The sequence below is a fragment of the Bifidobacterium crudilactis genome, from assembly GCF_000738005.1.
Classification (GTDB): Bacteria; Actinomycetota; Actinomycetes; order Actinomycetales; family Bifidobacteriaceae; genus Bombiscardovia; species Bombiscardovia crudilactis.
This window is the reverse complement of the sequence record NZ_JHAL01000002.1, coordinates 1326084-1350061: the sequence shown is the minus strand read 5'-3', so window position 1 is coordinate 1350061 and position 23978 is coordinate 1326084. Positions and strand designations below refer to the sequence as shown.

Annotated in this window: 16 protein-coding genes and 1 CRISPR repeat array; of the genes, 15 read left to right on the top strand and 1 reads right to left on the bottom strand. The window is 52.7% G+C overall.

The features are described from left to right. Window positions 1–41: 41 nt before the first annotated feature. From ileS to DB51_RS07710, 15 genes are all read left to right on the top strand, one after another. Entirely contained in the window at window positions 42–3362 is a 3321-nt protein-coding gene (gene ileS, locus DB51_RS07775) for an isoleucine--tRNA ligase (protein WP_034253046.1), read from the top strand. 991 nt (window positions 3363–4353) lie between these two features. Beyond that, on the top strand, window positions 4354–6777 hold the full coding sequence (gene cas3 / locus DB51_RS07770; protein WP_338023799.1) for a CRISPR-associated helicase Cas3': 2424 nt from the start codon (window positions 4354–4356) through the stop codon (window positions 6775–6777). Between the two features lie 9 nt (window positions 6778–6786). Then, complete coding sequence (cas5c, locus tag DB51_RS07765; RefSeq protein ID WP_034253044.1) at window positions 6787–7491, top strand: type I-C CRISPR-associated protein Cas5c; 705 nt, start codon at window positions 6787–6789, stop codon at window positions 7489–7491. Window positions 7492–7495: 4 nt separating this feature from the next. Then, window positions 7496–9409, top strand: a complete 1914-nt coding sequence (gene cas8c / locus DB51_RS07760) for a type I-C CRISPR-associated protein Cas8c/Csd1 (RefSeq protein ID WP_034253042.1) — start codon at window positions 7496–7498, stop codon at window positions 9407–9409. Between the two features lie 15 nt (window positions 9410–9424). Next, window positions 9425–10267, top strand: coding sequence for a type I-C CRISPR-associated protein Cas7/Csd2 (cas7c, locus tag DB51_RS07755; protein ID WP_274955198.1), 843 nt, complete (start codon window positions 9425–9427; stop codon window positions 10265–10267). A 123-nt stretch (window positions 10268–10390) separates the two neighbouring features. Beyond that, window positions 10391–11083, top strand: a complete 693-nt coding sequence (gene cas4 / locus DB51_RS07750; protein ID WP_034253040.1) for a CRISPR-associated protein Cas4 — start codon at window positions 10391–10393, stop codon at window positions 11081–11083. A gap of 29 nt (window positions 11084–11112) precedes the next feature. Next, a complete protein-coding gene (cas1c, locus tag DB51_RS07745; RefSeq protein ID WP_034253039.1) occupies window positions 11113–12144 on the top strand; it encodes a type I-C CRISPR-associated endonuclease Cas1c in 1032 nt (343 codons plus the stop codon). A gap of 6 nt (window positions 12145–12150) precedes the next feature. Then, window positions 12151–12441 carry a CRISPR-associated endonuclease Cas2 gene (gene cas2, locus DB51_RS10070; RefSeq protein ID WP_084674630.1) on the top strand — a complete coding sequence of 97 codons (291 nt, stop codon included), beginning with the start codon at window positions 12151–12153 and terminating at the stop codon, window positions 12439–12441. Between the two features lie 281 nt (window positions 12442–12722). Beyond that, window positions 12723–15015: direct repeats of the CRISPR family, unit length 31 nt; unit sequence GTCGCTCCCTCACGGGAGCGTGGATTGAAAT. A gap of 504 nt (window positions 15016–15519) precedes the next feature. Further along, a complete protein-coding gene (locus DB51_RS07740; protein WP_034253036.1) occupies window positions 15520–16140 on the top strand; it encodes a Type 1 glutamine amidotransferase-like domain-containing protein in 621 nt (206 codons plus the stop codon). Between the two features lie 274 nt (window positions 16141–16414). After that, window positions 16415–18142, top strand: a complete 1728-nt coding sequence (locus DB51_RS07735; RefSeq protein WP_156958280.1) for an MFS transporter — start codon at window positions 16415–16417, stop codon at window positions 18140–18142. After that, window positions 18129–19511 carry a sensor histidine kinase gene (locus DB51_RS07730; RefSeq protein WP_156958279.1) on the top strand — a complete coding sequence of 461 codons (1383 nt, stop codon included), beginning with the start codon at window positions 18129–18131 and terminating at the stop codon, window positions 19509–19511. Before DB51_RS07735 ends, DB51_RS07730 begins: the two co-directional genes overlap by 14 nt. After that, on the top strand, window positions 19508–20134 hold the full coding sequence (locus DB51_RS07725) for a response regulator (RefSeq protein WP_034253031.1): 627 nt from the start codon (window positions 19508–19510) through the stop codon (window positions 20132–20134). Before DB51_RS07730 ends, DB51_RS07725 begins: the two co-directional genes overlap by 4 nt. A gap of 162 nt (window positions 20135–20296) precedes the next feature. Continuing rightward, on the top strand, window positions 20297–20656 hold the full coding sequence (locus DB51_RS07720) for a hypothetical protein (RefSeq protein WP_034253029.1): 360 nt from the start codon (window positions 20297–20299) through the stop codon (window positions 20654–20656). 284 nt (window positions 20657–20940) lie between these two features. Continuing rightward, the gene (gene proC, locus DB51_RS07715; protein ID WP_034253027.1) at window positions 20941–21768 is read left to right on the top strand and encodes a pyrroline-5-carboxylate reductase; all 828 of its coding nucleotides are present in this window, start codon (window positions 20941–20943) and stop codon (window positions 21766–21768) included. A gap of 66 nt (window positions 21769–21834) precedes the next feature. After that, complete coding sequence (locus DB51_RS07710; RefSeq protein ID WP_034253025.1) at window positions 21835–22611, top strand: VOC family protein; 777 nt, start codon at window positions 21835–21837, stop codon at window positions 22609–22611. A gap of 121 nt (window positions 22612–22732) precedes the next feature. On the opposite strand, the gene DB51_RS07705 is transcribed toward DB51_RS07710, so the two are convergent. After that, window positions 22733–23962, bottom strand: coding sequence for a M20 metallopeptidase family protein (locus DB51_RS07705; protein ID WP_034253023.1), 1230 nt, complete (start codon window positions 23960–23962; stop codon window positions 22733–22735). Between the last annotated feature and the right edge of the window lie 16 nt (window positions 23963–23978).

Here is a 23978-nt window from a genome sequence, read left to right as displayed (position 1 = left end):
ACGAGGAGATTGCAGTGAGTGATACCACAGCTTCCCAGGGTATGAATCAGAGCAATGTGTATCCGAAAGCTTCAACGGATGCGAAAGCTCAGGCTGTTACGCCAAATCCCGACTTCCCTCAGATGGAAGTGGACACCCTCAAATACTGGGACAGGGATGATACCTTCCAGAAGTCCATTGACGAGCATGATTCCGGCGAACATTACAATAACGAGTTCGTGTTCTTCGACGGCCCCCCGTTCGCCAACGGGCTCCCTCACTATGGTCATTTGCTGACCGGTTATGCCAAGGACGTGATTCCCCGCTATCAGACGATGAAGGGGCACAAGGTCAACCGGGTCTTCGGCTGGGATACGCACGGCCTGCCCGCAGAGCTTGAGGCGCAGCGTGAGCTCGGCATCGAAAGCGTCGATGAAATCGAAAAGATGGGCATAGCGAAGTTCAACGACGCATGCCGTACCTCCGTGTTGAAGTACACGGAGGAGTGGAAGGACTATGTTCATCGTCAGGCCCGCTGGGTCGATTTCGAGCATGGGTACAAGACCCTCAACGTGCCGTACATGGAGTCCGTCATCTGGGCGTTCAAGCAGTTGTATGACAAGGGTCTGGCCTATCAGGGATATCGTGTGCTGCCGTATTGCTGGAAGGACCAGACGCCTCTGAGCAACCATGAGCTGCGCATGGATGCCGACGTGTATCAGGACCGTCAGGACACCACGGTTTCCGTGGCCGTGCGTCTGAAGGACGAAGACGACGCCTATGCGGTTTTCTGGACCACCACGCCTTGGACCGTGCCGACCAACTTCGCCATCGTCGTCGGTGCGGACATCGAGTACAGCGAAGTCGAAGCCGTGAACGGGCCGAATGCAGGCAAGAAATTCTATATCGCCTCACCGCGCGTCGAGGATTTCGCGAAGGAGCTGGGCGAGGACTATACGGTTGTCCGTACTCTCAAAGGTGCCGAGATGGAAGGCTGGCGCTATTGGCCGGTGTTCCCGTATTTCTCGGACGAGAAGTCGCTGGCCGAAGGCGGCATGCCAGGCGCGAATGCCTACCAGATTTTCACCGCCGACTACGTCGACACCGTGGAGGGAACCGGTTTGGTTCACCAGGCTCCCTACGGCGAGGACGATATGAACACGTTGAACGCCAAGGGCATCCGCAGTGTCGATGTACTCGATGACGGTGCGGTGTTCACCTCGCAATGCCCGGATTACGAAGGCATGCAGGCTTTTGACGCGAATATGCCCATCATCCGCAATCTGCGTGCCGGCGACGGTCCTCTGGCTGATATTCCTGCGGATCGCAAAGCCATCCTCTTCCAGGAGAAGAGCTACGTGCACAGCTATCCGCATTGCTGGCGTTGCGGTTCACCGCTGATATACAAGCCCGTTTCGAGCTGGTTCGTCAGCGTGACCAAGTTCAAGGACAGGCTGCTGGCCCACAATCAGGAGATCAACTGGATTCCCGAGAATGTGAAGGACGGACAGTTCGGCAAGTGGCTGGCGAATGCCCGCGACTGGTCAATCAGCCGCAATCGTTTCTGGGGTTCGCCTATTCCGGTGTGGGTGTCCGACGACCCGAAGTATCCGCGCGTGGATGTCTATGGCTCGCTGGATGAGCTGAAGGCCGACTTCGGCAGCTATCCGGTTGACGACAAGGGTGAGGTGAATCTGCACCGTCCCTGGATTGACAACCTCACGCGGCCGAATCCCGATGATCCGACCGGCAGGTCCCAGATGCACCGCATCAGCGATGTGCTCGACTGCTGGTTCGATTCCGGTTCGATGCCCTTCGCGCAGTTCCATTATCCCTTCGAGAACAAGGAATACTTCGAACAGCACTTCCCCTGCGATTACATCGTGGAATACATCGGTCAGACCCGCGGCTGGTTCTATCTGCTGCATGTGATGGCGACCGCGCTGTTCGATAAGCCCGCCTTCAAGAACGTCATCTGCCACGGCATCGTGCTCGGCTCCGACGGTCAGAAGATGAGCAAGCATCTGCGCAACTATCCTGATGTGAATGGTGTATTCGACAAGTATGGCTCCGATGCGATGCGCTGGTTCCTGATGAGTTCGCCGATTCTGCGTGGCGGCAATCTGATCGTCACGGCGGAGGGCATCCGCAACACGGTGCGTCAGGTGATGCTGCCGGTGTGGAGTTCGTACTATTTCTTCACGCTGTATGCGAATGCCGCGAACAATGGCAAGGGCTACGATGCGCGATGCCTGAAACCGGAAGAAATCGACGGCCTGCCCGAGATGGACCGCTATCTGCTGGCCAGGACGCGTCGCTTGGTGGATAAGGCCCAGCAGTCACTTGACGCCTTTGCGATTGCCGATGCCTGCGAAGCGGCGAGCGACTTCATCGATGTGCTGACCAACTGGTACATCCGCAATACCCGTGACCGTTTCTGGAAGGAAGACGAGCAGGCATTCAACACCCTCTACACGGTGTTGGAGGTCTTCATGCGTACCATTGCCTCGCTCGCGCCTATGGAAGCCGAGGAAATCTGGCGTGGTCTGACCGGCGGTGAATCCGTGCATCTTGCGGATTGGCCGTACACCACGGACGCCAAGACCGGTGCCGAAACCGAGCTGGGACAAGTCTTGCGTGACGACCCGTCATTGGTGTCGGCCATGGAGCAGGTGCGCGAAATCGTTTCCGGAACGCTGTCGCTGCGTAAGGCCGAACAGATTCGTGTGCGCCAGCCGCTCAGCAAGCTCACGGTGATCGTCGAAGACGTGGAAGCCATCGAGCCGTATACCGCGCTGCTGGAGTCCGAACTCAACGTTAAGGATGTGGCGTTCTCCACAATCGAGAACGCTTCCGAACAGGGCTTGGACATCGTTCACGAACTGAGAGTCAATGCCCGTGCGGCAGGACCGCGTCTCGGCAAGCAGGTGCAGTTCGCCATCAAGGCTTCCAAGACCGGTGCCTGGCATGTTGACGGTGCCGGTACGGTGCTGGTCGAGACTCCGTCGGGTGAGATTGCTCTGGAGTCGTCGGAGTATGAGCTCAATAACAGCGTCAAGGAGCGCGACGCGGAGTTGGCCGCCAATTCCGTCTCGGCTTCGTTGGCTTACGGCGGTTTCGTGATTCTCGACACCGAGCTGAACGACGACCTGCTGGCCGAAGGCTACGCCCGCGATGCCATCCGCGTGGTGCAGGACGCACGTAAGGATGCGGGACTGGATATCGCGGACCGCATCACCTTGAAGCTTAACGTGCCCGCAGCTGATGTGAGCAAGATCGAGCAGTTCAAGGAACTGATCGCAGGGGAGACCCTGGCCACGGAAGTCGCAGTCGAGAGTGACGAGGCCGCGCAGGAGTTGAGCGTGGTCGTCACGAAGGCTTAGCTCATCGGCTGAAGAGTTTGCGAAAGAGGAAAGCGCCCTTGTAAGTTGAAGGGCGCTTTCTGTGTAATGCAAGTGGTGTGGGAATTGGACGGTTGATGATATTCAAGCGTGCAGTGTGCCCTGCTAGGCTTCCTTCGCACGGCACTCGAGAAAATGATTCGGTTCTTCACTCTCAGAGTGGACAAATACATGCATGACACGCCGAAAATTGAGTTCCTCATGTAGGCGAATGTGTACTCTCCATACGTGCAGAATCGAAGTACTTCTGATGCGATGACATAATGCAGTATGAACAATATACAGTCAATATTTATTTATGTTCCTCTCGAAAGCCTCTGCTCTGATTGTGAGACTAACCCATTGAACCGTCAGCGGTCCATACGGTTTTGCGACATTCCCCGCAGTGATTTCAGCATTCATTGACAGCATTGTGCTGTGGCGGCTCTGCGCATTGATGGGTGCGTCGGCAGTTTCTCCGATTGCTTTGAATATTTGGTGTTTGCGAGGCTTTCGCTTGTCGCATTGTTGCCGCTGATAGTAATTCACCTTTTGCAGTTGCGAATGGGACGTATGCAGGCGGAATCAATGTCTTTTATCGTGTGGTGTGCATGGCGGTTTCGGTCGTGATATTCACTCTGTTCTATCCCGATGAGAGAAAGAGTTCCAAGTCTGGTGATTGCGAAGATGAGGGTGGGGTAGATATCCAATCGCGAAAAGTCGCTAGCGCACACGCCAATAGACGATGGCAATCTTGTATATGGGGCATGGAGAAGATTCGGACACTAGGGTGTCCGCTGTGAGTAATAATGACGGCGTGCAGAAAGGCTCTAGCATTTTTTCTGCGTAGAAGAACGTTCTACTTAGCAGAATACTGCTGCACCATTGTCGATATTCTGGTCACGGTAATGCAGATATATACGGAGAGTATGATGCTTTTCAGTTGGTCCGTTAAACGATTGATGCGAATCAGTCACCACAATGGAGGATGGCCATGTCACAGCTGTATGCTCGGAAGAATGACGCAGGGGCAGTCCAGACTTTGTTCGATCACCTGCACAACACCGCGCACATTGCGGGAGAATTTGAAGATGAATTCGTTGAGACTTCCGAGGCTGCCGGAATCCATCATGATGGCGGAAAAGCAAAGCGTGATTTCCAGAAGTATCTATTTGACGATAACGCTAAACGAGGAACGGTAATTCACGCTTATCAAGGGGCTTTTACAATTTCTGAGATTCAGACCTCTCATTTGATAGAGCGGTTCACTCAGGAGGTTTTGGAACTTGTTATTGCCAGCCATCATGGTGATCTCCCAGATTGCATATTACCGAGTGGCGACTCGTCATTTTTCGATAAGATGTCCGAAACGAACAAATCGCAGGAGAAATACCATTATCAAGAGGTAAAGGAGAATCTGCCTCGTCTTGATTTGGACACGGACGCTCGTTTCAGACGAAGTGTTTCAGAAAGCGTTGCTTTGCTGGATTCACTGAGGCGCGCAGGGTATGCCAAACGACCGTCTTGCGATTTCGCGCTTGGTCAGTATGTAAAATATATTTTTTCGCGGCTTATAGATGCAGACCGCTTGGATGCCGGGTATTTCGGTTCCCAACAACAGTTTGCTCCATGTAAGCCTGACTGGCGTCGGCTGGTCGATTGCTTTGAGAAAAATATCAGTGATTTTGATAATACGACGTCAATTAATCAGTTACGGTTTGAAATATCGGAGACGTGTAGGAGTGCCAGTAGCAGACCTACTGGTATATACAAGTTGGCAGTGCCTACAGGTGGTGGAAAGACTTTGGCCTCCTTGCGTTTTGCACTCCACCATGTGGTGCAAACGAAGAAGAACCGTATCATCTATGTCATCCCATATTTGACGATAACCAGCCAAACCACCAAGTCTTTTCGAGAAATTCTTGACCTTTCCAAGGACAGTGACATCATCCTGGAGCATTATTCGAGCGTCATGGGTTCAATGGGACAAGATAGGGACGATGATGGTGGCGATGATAAAGATGAAATAGACGGCTCGAAGGTGAATCGTCAGAAACTGGCCGCTGAACGCTGGGACAGTCCTATTATCGTGACAACGATGGTGCAGTTTCTAGAGACAGTGATCTCATCTCATGGTACAAAACTCCGAAAATTCCATAATATGGCCAATAGTGTCATCGTATTTGATGAAATACAGTCCATTCCAGTCAATGCAATCAACCTGTTCAATGAGGTTGTGAGCTTCCTGTCAACAATACTGAACTGCACAGTACTGCTCTGTTCGGCGACTGTGCCACAGCTCGAAAGAATTGGACGTTCCAACCTGTTGTTGTCAGAAAACCCCGACATTATCGAAGATTCGGAAAAATATGCCGCTGCTTTAAAAAGAACCAATATTGTCCCAGTGGAGCAAGAGCAAAACCTTGATGAACTGGCGGGTTTCGTGCTGGACAAAGCTCAAGAAAATGGTAACTGTCTCGCTATCGTCAATCTAAAATCAGAGGCTAGGAAGCTGTACCAGTATCTGAAGCAGCTCAGTGTCGATAATACATTCGCTCTGGTGCATTTAAGTACATCGATGTGTGGCATACACAGATCTGAAGCACTGCAAACTGTCGTGGATGCATTGGATGAAAAGAAACCTATCATCTGTGTAAGTACCCAGTTGATAGAAGCTGGAGTAGATATATCTTTTGCATGTGTGATCAGAGCCACGGCGGGTCTTGACAGCATTCTGCAATCGGCGGGCAGATGTAATCGCAATGGAGAATCCCGAGAACCCAAAGATGTCTACGTCGTCTCGATCAAGAATGAACGAGGTTTGGAAGTGCTCTCAGATATCAAGCACGGCAAAGAGATAACGAGTCGCCTCATGCGTGATTATCCGGACAGAGATTTGTTATCGGATGATATGCTGCATGAATTTTACGAACACTATTTTGCATCTTCGGTAATGCAAAAGAGGATGGATTACCAAACCAAGGCTCCTGACAGCAGTGTTTATGAAATGTTATCCACAAATAGTTATGACAGAAGAAGATTTAATGATCGCACTTCTGAGAAATATGGCCATAAGCTTGCTCAAGCATTCAAAACGGCAAGTGATCAATTCCACGTGATACCTCATCTCGCGCAAGATGTTATCGTCGAGTACGGGGATTCAATAGCGCTTCTGGAAAAATTCAAAGAAGAGAAGAACAAACGCAACAATATGGGCACGGTGATTAGACTGCTGCACCGGTTGCAGGACTATTCGGTTTCCTTATTCGACTATGAGATCAAGAAGCTGTCGGGGACGCGTGCGATAAGCGTCATTGATTCAGAATTTGGCATACTGCTGTTGAACAAGCAGTATTACAACGAAGAATATGGTGTGGATTTGGACTCAGAAATGACCGGCATTTTCGATGATGAATAGGAGATATGTATGCTGAAAAAACGCAATTCCATCGAGTATGAGGTGTATGCTCCGTACGCCCTTTTTTCGGAAGTGGCCACAAGAATAGGAGGGGAGAAGTTTTCCTATCAAGTCCCAACCTATCAAGCCTTGAAGGGTGTCACTGAAAGTATCTACTGGAAGCCGACAATCATCTGGGTGGTTGATAGTGTGCGCGTGATGAACAAGATACAAACAGAAGGAAAAGGAATCCGGCCAATCAAGATGAATGGCGGAAACGATCTCTCTTACTATATGTATCTCAAGGATGTGCGGTATCAGGTGCGTGCGCATTTTGAATGGAATGAGCAGCGCCAGGATCTGGCACAGGATCGCAATGAAAACAAGCATCATAATATTGCGAAACGTTCGTTGACGCAGGGAGGCAGAAGGGATATTTTTCTGGGTGCCCGCGAATGTCAGGGATACGTTGAGCCTTGTGAATTTGGCTCAGGCGTAGGTTTCTACGACGATTACGGCGAGATAAGCCTTGGATATATGTTTTTTGGATTTTCATACCCTGACGAAAACATCCAGCATGATTTCATCTCCAAGTTTTGGCGCCCAGTGATGAACAATGGCGTCATTGCCTTCGACAAACCGGATGCGCCATCACTGGATTGCACAGTGATTCGTGAACACCAGTCAGTAAAGGAATTTCTCGTAGACGAAAACTTCAGTTTGGCACAGGAGTAAAGATATGAGTTTATGGTCGAGTCTGCTTGAGACTTACGAGGAAGTACAGAACGTTGCCGGTATAATTCCCCTCGACAACAGAGGTGAAAAACCTGATGTCAGCAGGGCATTGCTGCCATTGCATCACACGACTTTGAAAACACAACTTTGCGTTACGCTTGACGGTAACGGTGTTCTGAGAAGAATTGAAAAAGATTCGAAGGACGTCACGATTGTTATTCCGTGCACCGAAAAATCAATGGGACGCTCAGGTACTAAACCAGTTCCTCATCCGCTATGCGACCAGTTGCAGTATGTTGACAAAGCTTACGGTGCGAACAGGTTTGATTCCTATATAAAGCAACTTGGTGATTGGAAGAGTGACAACAATAAGCTCAACGCTATCTATCGTTACCTTTCCGAACATAGTATTTCAGTTGATGCCCAACAATATGGTGTAGATCTATGCAGCTCAGTCGATGTGAATGAGAAGACAACATATGAGAAGGACAGGAAGCTGGGAGTTCGATTCTCCGTAGAAATTCCAGGAGACCACACACCATACGTATGGGAGGACAAGACAATACGTGATTTGTGGATCGCTCATCAAAATAACATGGGAGATCAGATCGGAATTGATAATCTAGGCGAAGCTCTGTACGAACTCACCGATAGTTTTCCTAAAAAGATTGTCAGTGTAGATGGTAATGCCAAGCTCATTTCTGCCAACGACAAAACCAATTTCACGTTCCGAGGCCGATTCTCCGCTAAACAAGAGAGCTTAAGAATCGACAAACTGGCTTCGCAGAAGGTTCATTCTACCTTGACCTGGATTGTTAATAACAACGGTAGAACCACAGATACGCAGGATGTCGTGATTTGGGCCGTGGGCGGCGACCCTGCGGATATAATCAATCCTGAGGGAGATTCAGAGGATCTGTTCGCCCAATTCGATATGTCTGATGCGATTACTGAGTCCGATCAGCAGCTAGAGGCGATGCATCAAATTGACACCGACTATGCTCATCAATTTGCAAAAATTCTGCGTGGTTATGGAAATCATCAGATATTGAAAAAGCACAATAGAAAAGTTGTGCTGGTGATTTTCGATGCTGCCACATCAGGAAGGTTGAGCGTAACCTTTTATCGAGAGTTTGATAGCGGAGAATATCTCGAAAACATATTGCAATGGCATATTGATTCCTCTTGGCCATTAACGAGATTCGCTAAGGATGCGGGGGGCAAGGCAACTCTGGTTTATTATATCGGGGCTCCATCATTCGAAGAAATAGTGAGATGCGCCTATGCGGTTGACGAACATTCGAGTGAAAGCTACAAGCGCTTCTTGAAAAACGTCAATAAAACATTGTTTGAATCTGTGTTCGGTACGCACAGTCTCCCAGATTCCATACTCTGGTCGGCATTCCATCGTGTTACCAGACCAATGAGTTATAGCAGTATTCCTGCATGGTCAAGAAATTTTGAGATTGCATGCAGCCTTTGGAAAAAACAGTTCATACAAGAAAGGAAACCCATCACCATGGAACTGGATGAGAAGCGTGATGACAGAGATTATCTCTATGGGCGCCTGTTGGCACTGGCGGATAATTTCGAATCCGGGGTGTTGTATCAGAGGAATATTTCTAGACCGACAAACGCTGTAAAACTCATGAGCAACTTCGTGGCCAAACCCTTTTCAACTTGGGGTAACCTGTGGAAGCAGATCGATCCTTATATGAAGTCTTCTGATCCGAAGTTATTAGGCAGAGCTAAAGCATTTCAAAATCACATTGATGATGTCATGCATCTTTTCAAAGATGGGGAATACGAGCATGGTGGTTCGCTCTCACCTCTGTTCCTTCTCGGATACTCTCACCAACGGAGAGCGAATAAACAACAAAAAACCGCGGCGGCGGCATCGACAACTGATAACGACTAAAGGAGAACAACTATTATGAGTTTGCACAAAAAGATTGATTTCGCACTTGTCATCGCGGCTGAGAACGCGAACCCCAATGGGGACCCGCTTAATGGCAATCGGCCTAGAATCACTTCTGAATCGCTTGGAGAGATTTCGGATGTGGCGATAAAACGCAAAGTGCGTAACAGGCTTCAAGACGGTGGGGAGCGAATATTTGTTCAGATGGAAGAGCGTTCCGATGATGGTGCACGGTCATTGACCGATCGTATGAATACTTTTTTGAAAACTCTGAACGATGCAGATCGAAAACAGAAGAATATTGTTTTTGACGAAGTGTGCTCACAGTGGCTAGACGTGAGAGCCTTCGGACAGGTCTTCGCTTTTAAAAAAGGAGGGGATGTCGATTCCGTCTCCTTAGGAGTGAGAGGACCAGTGTCAATCCAGCCAGCATTCTCATTGCAACCCATCGCCATTGATGATGTGCAGATTACGAAATCAGTGAATAGCGAAACAACGGAGACAGATAAAAAGTCTCCTGACACGATGGGAATGAAATATCGAGTCTCGGGACGTGCAGTGTACCGAACATCCGGCAGTATCAGCACGCAGCTGGCTGAAAAAACTGGTTTCAATGATGAAGATGCCGAAAAGATCAAGGATGCGCTGCTCACTCTTTTTGAAAATGACGAAAGTTCGGCACGGCCGGCGGGGTCTATGGAAGTACTCAAAGTTGTATGGTTCACACATAACAACCTTCATGGTCAATATTCTTCAGCAAAGGTGCATCGTTCAGTGCTAGTAGATGCTGAAGGCAACGTCAACGTTGATGATGCGAGTATTCCAGGGTTGAAGTATGAAGTGTTTGAAGGCCGTTGATTGTTGAATTTCAGATACAGCCTTTGACGGTATGACGTTTCAATGTTGCGATGTGCTGCGCGGTGACGCCTTGGAGCGTTACTGATATGGGCTATTGGAATCAATAAGTAGCAAGGAGAAGGCATGGAAGAGCTAGGTGAATATCCAGAGGATGATTGGCTGTCTCTTTCGGGCCTGCAGCACTATTCCTTCTGCAAACGTCAATGGGCTTTGATCCATATCGAGCAGCTGTGGTCAGAGAATACAAGAACCACAGCTGGCTCGCTGGAGCATCAACGGACAGATGACTACAATCAATCAGAAACTCGTGGAGATCTGCTGATTCTTCGAAGTCTCCGTGTCTTCTCTAGGCAATTAGGCATTACTGGCATATGTGATGTTGTTGAGTTCAGAAAATCACCGTTCGGTGTGGAACTTCAACACCGAGAGGGTAATTGGTCTCCTTATCCGGTCGAATACAAGCATGGTGCCGCCAAGAAAGTGGGCGCTGACCGACTGCAGTTGTGTGCCCAAGCTGTGTGCCTTGAAGAGATGTTGGCTTGTGACATTTCAGAAGGTGCGTTGTTCTATCACGAAACTAGACGCAGAGAAGTTGTCCCTTTGAACGAGTCACTGCGGTCTGAAGTGAAGAATCTGTTGTCCGATATGCATGAAATGTATTCCAGAGGGCACACGCCGAAAGCCAAGCGGAAGCGTGCCTGCAACGCTTGCTCTTTAAAAAATGTGTGTCTTCCAGAGCTGAGTAAGACGAAGTCAGCGAAAGCATATATCGTGCAATGTATTGGTGATGATGAATCGGAGATGGTGCGTCAGTAATTGTAGATATTTCAGGTAGGGGAGAACGGATGAGAAAATTATTGAACACGCTTTTCGTAGTTAGAGAAGACTCGTATCTAGCTCTTGAGAACGACAATGTCGTTGTTCATCAAGATGAAAAGAAGATAGCATCGGTACCACTGCGTTCCATTGAGCAAATCCTGTGTTTCAGCTACAAAGGAGCTTCCCCAGCTTTGATGGGAAAATGTTCCGAGTTTGAGGTCGGGATTTCATTTTTCTCTCCACGAGGAAGATATTATTGCTCGGTATTGGGGGAGAGGAATCGTAATGTCTTGCTGCGTCGTGAACAGTTCAGGATGGCTGACGATGAGCAATATAGTCTTCCCATTGCTCGTTCGTTTATTGCGGGGAAACTGTTCAACTGCAGGTGGGTGCTAGAACGCACCAAGCGGGATCACGCAATGCGTGTCAATGTTGAACGTATTTCGTCCAAAAGTATGGTCCTCCATGAAGCGATTAAGACACTTAGCGGATGCGTTTCAGTAGATGGTCTTCGAGGAGTGGAGGGGAACGCTGCTAAAGAATATTTTTATGTATTCGACGATCTGATCCTGCGCGATAAAGAGTCTTTCTTCTTCGAAACGAGAAGCAGAAGGCCACCATTGGACAGAATGAATGCTTTGCTTTCTTTCGTTTATTCGCTACTTACCAGCGACTGTGTGGCTGCTTTGCAGGGTGTTGGTTTGGACCCATATGTGGGTTTCTTGCATGTTGATCGTCCAGGTAGGGCATCGTTGGCGTTGGATTTGATGGAGGAATTTCGACCTACTGTGGCTGACAGATTTGTTTTGAGCCTCGTGAATACTGGGGCTATCAAAGCTTCACATTTTGAAGAACAGGAAAATGGTGGTATTTTCCTCAACGAGCAGGGGAGAAAAATTGTTCTTACTGCATGGCAGCATCATAAGACTCAGATAATTACGCATCCGTATTTGGGTGAGAAAATATCGTGGGGCTTGGTTCCGTATGTTCAGGCTTTACTGTTAACGCGAATGATAAGAGGAGATATTGATGCATATCCGCCATTCATGTGGAAGTGATACGCCATGCTTGTTATAGTCGCTTATGACGTCAATGTCGGAACTCCGCAGGGAAGACGAAGGCTGCGGTTGGTTGCCAAAATGTGCAAAAAGTATGGCCAACGTGTGCAAAATAGTGTATTTGAGTGTTCAGTAACTCCATCGGACTATCTAGTTTTAAAGCACAACCTGCAACAATTGATAGATACGGAATCAGATAGCCTGCGGTACTACAACTTGGGAGCGAACTATTCAAACCGGATTGAGCACATTGGAGCGCAGCGGCATTTGCCAACTGATGACGTCATGATGGTGTGATTACTTTTTCGAATGAACTATGTGCAGTCGGGTTAGGAGCGAGCGGGTGTGGGCAAAGTGCTGTGCGAGAACAAAACACTCATGAATATGCCAGGGGTTCGCACCTGAGGTCACTGACCCTTCTGTAAAGAACTGTGGATTATTGGTGTGTTGCTGGTGCAGCAAGCCGCAAATGAAAATATTTCATCGCAAATGTGTATTCAAACGTCATTCTCCAAGAATGTCCCTATTGCTTAATACATTGTTAACCGCATATTGGAAGAGTAGATTCCATTTCTGCAGTCGCTCCCTCACGGGAGCGTGGATTGAAATTGCTGGGTGTTGCGGCTGGTGCAACCGCTGGACGTCGCTCCCTCACGGGAGCGTGGATTGAAATCACGGACGCCACTGGTGGACGTTATCAGCGTAGTGTCGCTCCCTCACGGGAGCGTGGATTGAAATCGTCGAGCGACTGAAACCACGAGTCCCTATCCTGGTCGCTCCCTCACGGGAGCGTGGATTGAAATCACTTCCTCGGCGCTCGGCTGGTAGTCGAGCCAGGTCGCTCCCTCACGGGAGCGTGGATTGAAATGATTTCAAGGGTACCCCAGTAAGAACAGTGACAGTCGCTCCCTCACGGGAGCGTGGATTGAAATCACATTAGTTGCGATAACTCCAAAAAAAATGACCGTCGCTCCCTCACGGGAGCGTGGATTGAAATGTCGGGTCGGCCCTGTTGTTGGACGGGTATTGCACGGTCGCTCCCCTCACGGGAGCGTGGATTGAAATAGTTGGCGCAGCATCGACGTCACCAACGCCAACGTCGCTCCCTCACGGGAGCGTGGATTGAAATAAAGATACTGTGAGGAATGGCTACCGTGAAGCGGGTCGCTCCCTCACGGGAGCGTGGATTGAAATAGATTATGTGCAGTGTTTGAACTCACAAACAGGGTCGCTCCCTCACGGGAGCGTGGATTGAAATTCGTCACGGAGCCCCCACCCAACCTCAACCGGCGGTCGCTCCCTCACGGGAGCGTGGATTGAAATCGCTGTGGCTGCCCGGACGCAACTACGAATGCGTCGCTCCCTCACGGGAGCGTGGATTGAAATGAAGAGATCGTCTCCTATCGCGCCCACCAGCAAGTCGCTCCCTCACGGGAGCGTGGATTGAAATTCACCCTGAGCTTGCAGAGATTGAATCGCCTGATGTCGCTCCCTCACGGGAGCGTGGATTGAAATAAGTAGTACATGGTTATCTCCCCTCTAAATATCGTCGCTCCCTCACGGGAGCGTGGATTGAAATACGGACGCACGTTCACCCAGAACGCTCGGACTGGTCGCTCCCTCACGGGAGCGTGGATTGAAATTGTGAGTTGTCGGTAGCTGAGGGCTTGACCACGGTCGCTCCCTCACGGGAGCGTGGATTGAAATTCTTCGGTTCGCTTGGTGAATCCTGCGAATATGGGTCGCTCCCTCACGGGAGCGTGGATTGAAATTGGATTAGAGGCCGACTGGTCGGGTGAGACCGTGGTCGCTCCCTCACGGGAACGTGGATTGAAATCTGATGAATACGTGATGATCCTATGATAACCAGGTCGCTCCCTCACGGGAGCGTGGATTGAAATGCTGACTGGTTGGCTTCGCATTATGAGCAGGTGGTCGCTCCCTCACGGGAGCGTGGATTGAAATATGACAGGACTACGGGCGGCTTTCAGCTTCAATGTCGCTCCCTCACGGGAGCGTGGATTGAAATACCGACGTGGTGACCATCAGCACCCGATTTACGGGTCGCTCCCTCACGGGAGCGTGGATTGAAATTGGTTGCGATACGGGTACTATGTACAGCGATTCAGTCGCTCCCTCACGGGAGCGTGGATTGAAATAGGAAGTACTATTTCAAACCGTTGAGACTGATAGTCGCTCCCTCACGGGAGCGTGGATTGAAATTCCGGACTGTTCCATTCAGGAGTGGCGCTCATGGTCGCTCCCTCACGGGAGCGTGGATTGAAATCTCGGTCTGAACGATGACGCTTTCGGCGGCGGCGGGTCGCTCCCTCACGGGAGCGTGGATTGAAATAACAAGACCCACAAGGACGCGAAGAAAGAAACCGTCGCTCCCTCACGGGAGCGTGGATTGAAATCCTGACCGACGTGGGCACCATCTTCGGTAGCGTCGGCGCTCCCTCACGGGAGCGTGGATTGAAATTGATATGGAACGGAATACTGACCATCGACATACCGTCGCTCCCTCACGGGAGCGTGGATTGAAATTGCGACGGACATAACCACTACATCATCCAACACCGTCGCTCCCTCACGGGAGCGTGGATTGAAATCACAAGTGGAAGCAGAAGCAGAGTCTCAAGAAGGTCGCTCCTTCACGGGAGCGTGGATTGAAATATGCGTTGCACCGCGTGGAATGACCTAGCCGAACAGTCGCTCCTTCACGGGAGCGTGGATTGAAATTCCCATACCCGTAGTTGACGGCGCTGAGGAATTTGTCGCTCCCTCACGGGAGCGTGGATTGAAATTGGCTGTGGTTGCTGGCTCGGTGTACGGCTACGGTCGCTCCCTCACGGGAGCGTGGATTGAAATACCGTGCCCGCGATGGCGGCGTACTCCTATAGCTGGTTGCTCCATAGCAGAGTATGGATGGAAATCTTGACAAGAGGATAAACCGGGAATGCGCTTGCATAGTTCACTGCCGAAAGAATCAGATGAGATATCGAGAGCGTGCAGAGAATTCCCTACATTGTCATTTGCCGCGCATGCGTGGGGATGATGCAGACTGAACAGGATTGAACCGTTCAAAGCCGGAAGCACTTCCTCGACTCATCTTCCAGTCCTAAGGCTGACTGCGTGGTGCCTTTGACATCATCAATTTATTGGTTTTGGGCGAGTATGCCTAAGTGAATGAAGGATGTCATACCTGTCACCGCCTGTGTCGTGGACGATATTAACAGGTGTTGCCTTCTACCGCTGCGACACCCACCACGGCACCGACGCAAGGCGCTTCATCTCGAAGGGCGCAACGCATCAACATCGTGATGCAGAGGGTATTGTAAGGCGGGATAGCCGCGCACGATCGGGGGGTGCTTGATGAGTACATTATTTCTGTCGTCTTCGTTCGAGGACGTCGCACAGTTCTTTCCTGATGTCGTCGGTAAGGATGTCGAAGGCAAGACGGCGTGCCTGATTCCTACGGCGAGCAACAAGGACAAGATTAATTTCTTTGTGAACTCGGACCGCAACGCTCTGAACGGCATGGGCATCAAGGTATCGGACCTGGACATCGCCGAGGCGTCCGAGCAGGAGATCGGCGGCAAACTTGATGAGGCCGATTTCATTTTCGTCTCGGGCGGCAACACCTTCTACCTCTTGGAGGAGATGCGCCGTTCGGGGGCGGGGCGCATGATCGTCGAACAGATCAACGCCGGCAAGCCGTATATCGGTGCTTCGGCCGGTTCGGTGATTCTCTCGCACGACATCACGTACATTTCCCCGATGGATTCAAGCGATGTGGCGCCGAGTCTTGACGGCGATTTCGCCGCTCTCGGGGTTACGGACTTCTCGGTACTGCCGCACGTGGGGAACATTCCCTTCAGGAAGGCCGCGAACACCATTCTGAAAACCTACGGTGACCAATACGATTTGCGCCCCATCAGCAACAACCAGGTCATTACGGTCATCGACGGCCAGACACAGATTCTCACAGCCTGACATTCATGACATTCCCGGCATCCCTAAGGTCCCAGAGGCAAGACACGTCAGCAACATCGTAGGGATTTCATACCGGTGTATTGCTGTGGAATCCCCACTTCTGGAACCGCTGTCGAAGGATTATGCCTGACCGAGCTTGTCATCCGAATGGGGGACAGCATCCTGTCCTTGTGGATGACAGCTGGGACAGGGGACTTGCCATACCGTCTTACATGGTGAATGAGGCGACCGCCTCATCCGTGTAAGGAAGGTCCTCAAGGTGCCCATAAATAATTTGACACAACCTGGCGATGCCGGGTATGCAAGTGCATCACATGCTGCGCTCATTCAGGGGAAGAAGCGCAGCATGCCGCTGATTCTCCTAGGTCTTATCGTCGCCGTCTCCATGAGCTCCATCGACCAGACCATCGTCTCGCTCTCCTATAGCGCCATTCAATCAGGGCTGGGTCTCGATTCCGCGGGCGTCGCAAGGATAGTGAATTCCTATCTGCTTGCTGCCGCCGCGTTTTTCCCATTGGCGGGCAGACTGTCCGATGCCATCGGTTACAAGCGCATGATGCTGCTCGGCATCGTGGCGTTCGGCGCAGGAAGTCTGCTCTGCGGTCTGGGACCGCAAAGCGGCATCGCCCTGACGTGGATGATTGCATCACGGGTGATTCAGGGCATTGGTCTGGCCTGCATGTTTCCTTCGGCGGTCGGCATCATCTTCACGTATTCTCCGGTGGAGAAACGGGCGAAATCCATGGCCTTGTTCTTTGCCATCACCGGCGCCATGACCTCCGTGGGGCCAATCGCAGGCTCGTATCTGATTACCTTCTCATGGCGCTACGTGTTCTTCATCAACGTTCCGCTCGCGGTGGCCGCATTGTTGCTTACCGCGTGGCTGACTCCCGGTGACGATGTGCTGGTCGACAACCGCACCAAGAGCCACCTGGATTGGCCCGGAGCGATTCTGGCCGCCCTGGCAATGATCGCACTGATCGTGCCTTTGCAACAGGGTGCTTCGGTCGGGTGGACGGATTTGCGAATCATAGGGAGTCTAATCATCTCGGTTGGCCTGATTATCACCTTCGTCGCGGTAGAGCTGCGTAGCACCCATCCGATCATGAATGTCAACGTTTTCAGAAATCTTCGCTTCTCGCTCTCCGCGCTAGCATCCCTGATAGCATCCGTGGTGTTCATCCCCGTGATGTTCTTCCTAAGCGTCTACGGGCAGTTGAGCCTGAATCTCAGTGTGGCCAATGCCAGCCTGCTGATTCTGTATTTCTTCATAGGTTTCATGATTGCCGCCCAGTTGGGAGCCAAACGTTTCGGTCACAGGGGCATCCGCAGCGTATTCGTCGTCAGCGGCATCCTGACGATCATCGGTTTCTCGGGAATCGCCAGCGCCGTCACCGCAGTGCAATCCGGCGTCCCGGTACACGCGGGCAGTCTCAATGTGATGATCGGCCTGGCCGGTGCCGGTGTCGGGTATATGTTCAGCCCGGCAGCGACGGATATGGTGAACAGGGCCATCAATGCCTCGTACGGTGAGGTCACCGCCTTGTCTCAGTTGCTCAAGAACTTCGGTGGCGCTTTGGGTATGGCCGTGCTCTCCGCAGTGTCCTCTTCCATGTTCGCCGACAAGCTCTTTTCGGGACTTCACGGCTACGGCATCAGCAGAAGCGATGCTCAGAATATCGCCAATTCGGTAGGTTCGGGCAGTGGAAGCCATTCATCCACCCAACTGTCGAGTTTGCCAGAGCAGATACAGACGCAAATCATGAACATCGTCCGGGCGTCCTATGCGACAGCGGCCGGTCGCGTCTTTACGGTGATGGCCTGCGCCGGAGTGCTGTTCATTATCATTGCGCTGCTGTACCCTCGCGAGAGCAATGTGGAGGATGTTCCGGAGAATGTTGAAGACCTTGCCATCAACGATCGTTCGCTGCAGGATGCCGCTGATACCGGGAATGCCACTGATACCGGGAATATCATGAGCACACAGCGTGGAAGAGGCTAGTCTGGGTATCCAGCAGGAGTCGAAGCGGAAGGAGATGCTGCCTATGGGAGGATCCGGTGTGGAGCGTATGCGAGTTTCCACCAGTACCGTGCACAGTCGGTGGAATATGTATTTCGCTATCGCCACCCCCTTGCTGATCGTGTCGATAGTGCTGCTCTCCCGGATACCTTGGTATGAGCGTGCGGCTCTGGTCGTACTGCTCGGCTTGCCGACGGCGGTCTTCCTTATCTTCGTGGACCCCTACTCCAGCGACGAGGTGCGGACTCCAAGCAAAAGCGGGTTTCGAGGTTGGTGTTTTGCCGCGCTGAGTGTCGCCTGTCTGGTGGCGGCTGCCGTAATCAATCCCTCCGTGATGTTCGTGCAGTTCATCGTGGTTCCTCAGCTGTTCATCGCCTTCACGTATTGGCCGGCTCTTGGCATCGTCGCATTCATGAATTGCGGTTTCATCATGGCGGCGTGGATACAGACAGCCGGGTTGTACGGGAGCAACTTCACGGATACGATCGTCGAATCCCTGGCTTCGGTGTTCTTCAGCGGCATGATCGGGATTGCGAACGATCATCTTGCCGAGGTCAATACGCATAACCTCCAGCTCATAGAACGGCTTCAGAGCCAGCAGGAGATTATCGGGCATCTGAGCCATGAGGAGGGCATCGCCGCGGAACGGCAGCGGATGGCTGGTGAAATGCACGACACCATCGCCCAATCGCTTACCTCGATGCTGGCCTTGTCCCGCGCGGCTCTGGGGGAGATGGGTGATGAACAGGACCGTGATTTGGCTCTGAAGCATCTGCGTATGATCAGCGTGATCGCCAAGGAAAGCCTTGACGACACTCGCGCCTTGATTGCCAACAGCACGCCGGTGGCTTTGCAGAAAAGCGGCTTGCGTGATGCCTTGGCACGCACGCTGAGCAATGGCAACGATGGCAGCGGCAAGAGCTTCGAGCTCCATGTGGATGAGGATCTGCCGGTGTTGCCGCTCGCATTGCAGGTTGCGGTGCTGCGCATCGTGCAGGAGGCGGTGACCAATATCCAGAAGCATTCCGACGCCCGAAGCTTCACGGTGAATCTGGAGAGGAACAAGGATGTCCAAGGTATTCAGGGTATTCAGGGCGCTCAGCGAGGGCGGGACGAGCTATGCCTTCGTATCGAGGACGACGGCATCGGTTTTGAGGCTTCCTCGATTTCGGAGGAGCAGACGAGCGTGACCGGGCACGGATATGGGTTCATCGACATGCGCAGAAGGGTCGAGGAACTCTCGGGCAGCTTCGCTTTCAGCTCGGCACCAGGGAAGGGCACTCGCATCACGGCCTTGTTTCCCCTGGAAGGCAAGGCTCAGGTCCAGGTGAATGGAGGCTCTTCATCATGATTCGCATCGTCATCGTCGATGACCATCCCATGGTTCGTGAGGGTATTCGCAGCATGCTCGAACGGCATGCGGATATGGCAATAGTTGCCGAGGCTTCAGGAGGCCGGCAGGCTCTTGAACTGGTCAGGCAAACCGCGCCTGACCTGCTGCTGCTCGATCTGAGGATGCCTGATATGAACGGCCCCGAGGTCACGCGCAAGGCCCTGCATATTCAACCGAATCTCAAGATACTTATCCTCACCACCTATGACACGGACGGCGATATTCTGACGGCCATCGAGGCGGGTGCGCATGGTTATCTGCTCAAGGACGTGGAGCCGGAGTTTCTGGCCGAGTCCATCCGGAACACGGTTGCCGGAAGAACGGTGATGGCGCCACGCGCAGCACAGGCGATGGCCGATCATCTTCATCCGCAGCGGCAGCGGCCTCAGCTTTCGGAACAGGAGAGGGCGGTGTTGGAGTTGGCGGCCGCGGGGCATACCAATCGTCAGATAGCGTCGCAGCTGTATCTGAGCGAGGCCACGGTGAAGACATATTTCAGTAGGATTTTCGCCAAGCTCGGCGTCAATGACCGCACCGCTGCGGTGGCGGTCATGCTGGGCGAGTACGGTTCGGATTTCTGAGTCCGCTTGCTCCTTATTGAGTGTCGATGCTTCGCACGCTTGTCGGCTGGTCGGTGACGTCCGGGACGATGGTTACAGCATCGCTTCGCTTGTGGCGGGAGATTTCTCCGAGAGTGTGTAGTCGCCTGGTGGGCTACGATGGTGCGAAAGGGGGATGAGCATATGGTAAACGAACATGATTACAACGACGATGACGTGCAGTCCGATGAGACCCGGGCCGAAGACGGCGGCGAGTTTCAGGAGTCGCAGGACTCCTATGGCTGGGATGATGAAGGGAAGGACAAGAAGTGTTCACACGGCAAGCTGTGGTTGGCGATTGCCGTGATCGCCGCAATCGCGGGATACTTCTTCTTCAAATACCGTTGCGCCTCGGGCCAGTGCTCATCGGATCTGTGCGGAACGCTGGATCGTAAGCAGAGGCAGGCTCAGAAGATACTCGCGAAAACCGTGCAGAATGCTGGTTCAGCGGTCGATGACACAACCGACAAGATTCGGGAGTCGGTCCAGCAGCTTCTCGCCTGATTCAGCCTTCGACAAGGGTAAGTGCATCATCGGTACGGTTACGTGGCATCTTATGCCACGGTACGTGTATCGGCGGTGCACTTATGCATTTCCGGCATGTTCTCGGCAGGGCATTATCAATTCGGGCGATACCCCCTCATAGAAGTTCTCTAGAACGTCGCGGCAGTGTCGCCGCGCCATGACACATACTGTTGCTGGTAGTGCCGACCACCCCCACGATTCCGCTTTCTCGGTGATTGTCGTGGTGTGGGGATGGACAGGGCTCGAACGCGAGGAGAACAGCAATGACGACCGGTCTGCCATATCGTCTTGGAATCATCGGTGCAGGCAACATGGGTCTGGCTATCTTGGCGGGTGCGCTCGACGGTGGAGTGCTGCAAGCCGGCGAGGTCGCCGTATACGACATCGATGCTCGTGCCAGACAACGGGCAGGTGCGTCGGGAGTGGCAGTCCTGTCGGATGATGCCGAGGTCTGTGCGCGCAGTGCGATGGTCCTGTTCGCCGTAAAACCCCAGCAGATTGCAGAGGCTTTACGGCAAAGCGGCACGTCCATTGAGAACAAGGCCGTGATGTCGATTGTGGCCGGGGTCGATTCGACCCGATTCAGGAGCATGGCTTCGGGTGACATCAGATTGCTACGCGTACTGCCCAATACTCCGGCCTTGGTGCGTGAAGGAGTATTCGCATTGGCTTCGGATACGGATTTTACTGCCGAAGAGCTTGATTGGGCTGTATCCTTGTACACATCATTAGGCATTGTCGAGCGGCTTCCTGAAGCGCAATTGGATGCGGTGTGCGGATTGTCCGGTGGTGCTCCGGCTTATGTGGCCATGTTCGTCGAGGCTTTGGCGGATGGAGGCGTGAAGCAAGGGCTGTCACGCGAAGTTGCGTTGCGTCTCGCGATGCAGAGTTGTCTCGGTTCGGCGAAGATGCTGATTGATACGGCGATGCATCCTGCACTGTTGAAAGACATGGTCGCCTCTCCTGCGGGAACGACGATTGAGGCTTGTTCGATTCTGGAGAAAGGGGCTTTCAGAGGGACTCTCATCGCCGCGGTTGCCGCCGCGAGTGAGCGATCCGAGCAGCTGGGAGCACCGGCTTCTAATTCATAGGGGTTTGCATTCTTAAGGTTGTGCATCTGAAAACAATCACACATCGATAGCGAAAGGGAACACATCATGAGCGAGAATCTTGCTTGGGACCATACGATGATCAACGTTCTGGACATAGACAGTCAGATTCGACGATTCGCCGATTTGGGAATCGACTTCGTACGGGGCGGCAGCCATAAGGTCTGGGGTACTCAAAACGCTCTCGGCTATTTCGGTCTGAACTACATCGAGCTGATTTCCGTCGGGGACAGGCAAACGGCATGGTCCTTCCCCAGAAAGAACGCTTCCGCCGTCTACGACGCGACCCATGATTACCAGGAGGGCGTGGAACGCATCAACACCATCGCCATTCGCACGCATGACATCGAGAGCACCCATCAACGCCTGAAAAAGGCGGGCATCCCTGTGGGTGACGTGGTTGACGGCAGACGCCTCGACGAATCGGGTCATGAGATACGCTGGTCGATTTTCTTCGTGAACGACACCATCAATGGGCTGCCGTACCCATTCTTCCTGGAATGGCCGGGAACCGACCAGACACGTGAGGAACAACTGGTGCAACAAGGGCTGATCGTCGACCATCCGGCGGGAAATCTGCGTGTCAAACGAGTGATTTTCGAGGTTCCCGATGTGCTGGCGACCGCGGAGGTGTGGTCCTTGATTACCGGAAGCGATGCGGAGAGCATCGAGCATGACGGAGCCATCGTGCATTTGTGCGACCGTGAGCTGGTATTCCGGACAGGTCCGGCCAATCACATCACGTCCCTGGAATTCACCGGAGCGGGGGAGAGCCTTGCCGGTAAATCGTTCGGCATCGGCGAATCGTCGCTCAACTTTCTGTGAACGCGAAGCGCTATTGCGGATGCAGTATGCGCACTGCCCGGCCACTGCACATCGCAGAGACCGGGCAGTTGCCGAACGGAGCGCATACCGTGGGCTGCAGGCTTTGGCGCGTCGGCGTGGGCTAGTTCAGCAGAGCGTAAGCGGCATGGGTGTAGTAATCGATGGCGTAGGGCAGCGCCGCGTCCTTCGCTATGAAGTTCGGTGTGTGCCAGCCCAAAGCATCGGGGTCGCCGTTCGAACCGATGAAGCTGAACACTCCGGGTATGCCAGAATGCTGGAAGTCGGCGAAATCATCTGAGCCCAGGCTTGGCACCGGTTCGATGACCTTCTGTGCATAGTGCACTGCTTCGCGCCTGAGTGTTGCCGCGATGTCGGGATCGTTTTCTATGGGAACGGCTCGGACGCTCCAATCGAGGTGCGAGGTCACACCATGTGCCTCGCTCACTCCTTGAACGATTCTCGTCAATCGTTCCTGAATCAGTTCCGCTGTCTGACGGTTGAACGCTCGTGCCGTGCCCTGGAATTCCAGTACGGAGGGGATGATGTTCCAAGCCTGCCCTGCCCGAATCTGCGTGATGCTGACCACGGCGGGTTCGAGTGGCGCGATGTTGCGGCTGACAATCGTCTGAATCTCCGAGGACATCGCGGTGAACGCGGTGATGGGGTCGGCGGAGTCCTCAGGTCTGCTGCCGTGCGCGCCTCGACCGTGAATCGTCACATCGAAACGATAGTTTCCGCCCATGATGGGGTTCGCGCTGATACCCACGGTGCCCACGGGCAGGCCCGGATGATTGTGATACCCCACGATGAGGTCGACACCGTTGAGCCAGCCAGCCGCCAGCACCTTCTGAGCGCCCAGCTCCGCCTCTTCCGCAGGCTGGAAGAGCAGCCGAACGGTTCCACGGAATCGGTCACGATGCTCCTGCAGTTCGCGTGCGGCACCAAGCAACGAGGCCATATGAAGATCGTGACCGCATGCGTGCATCATCCCGGGATTCAGGGAGGCAAAGGCGTGGGCGGAATCTTCGACGATTGGCAGTCCGTCGATATCCGCTCTAAGCGCCAGCGTCGGACCGGTGCCAAGCGAACCGTGGATATCGGCAATTACTCCGGTGGTCAGAGGTGCGGAAGAGTTCCCTGCATCATCGGCGGATGATTGTTCCTGGTCGTGACGGTGCGTGGCATCAATGCTCTCGATGCCATATGAGGCCAATCGTTCCTTGAGGTAATGCGTGGTGTCGAATTCACGCAATGCCATTTCAGGATGACGGTGAAGCCAATGCCTTGCCTTGACGGTTTCTTCGAGCGTCGTCGTGTCAATATCTGTTGGCCCTGCGATAACAGTGCTCATAGGTCACCTCCGATGA